Raw genomic sequence first — 612 nt, forward strand, 5'->3', positions numbered from 1 at the left:
CCCTGCACCAGGCGGATGAAGACGTAAGAGACGAAGCCCGCGCCGATGCCGTTGGCGATCGAGTAGGTGAACGGCATGACGGCGAAGGCCAGGAACGCGGGGACGGAGACACCCCAGTCGCTCCAGTCGATGTGCACCACGTTGCGGGCCATCAGGAAGCCCACGACCACCATGGCCGGGGCCACGGCCTCGAAGGGCACCACGTTCACGAGCGGGGTGAGGAACATGGCCGCGAGGAACAGCACGCCGGTGACCACGTTGGCAAGACCGGTGCGGGCGCCCTCGGCGATACCCGTGGAGGACTCCACGAAGATCTGGTTCGAGGACACGGAACCGGTACCGCCGGCCACCGCGCCCAGCGCGTCGACGAGCAGCACGCGGTCCACGCGTTCGATCCGTCCGTTCGCGTCCACGAGACCCGCTTGTTGGGACAGGCCCACCATGGTGCCCATCGCATCGAAGAAGATGGAGAGCAGGATCGTGAAGATCAACAGGGCGCACGCGATGACCCCGAGCTGACGGAACGCGTCGATGGGCGCGGCCGCACCGATCAGGGACAGGTCCGGTAGGGCGAACAGACCCTCGGGGTTGGCGGGTACCACCAGCGACCAG

Annotated in this window: 1 pseudogene; it reads right to left on the reverse strand. The window is 67.2% G+C overall.

The window, feature by feature from the left end:
• Positions 1-612 (reverse strand): annotated as a pseudogene (locus RF645_RS13140) (NCS2 family permease); the annotation flags it as partial.

The organism is Kocuria sp. CPCC 205260, assembly GCF_040981045.1.
In the GTDB taxonomy this organism is placed as follows: Bacteria; Actinomycetota; Actinomycetes; order Actinomycetales; family Micrococcaceae; genus Kocuria; species Kocuria palustris.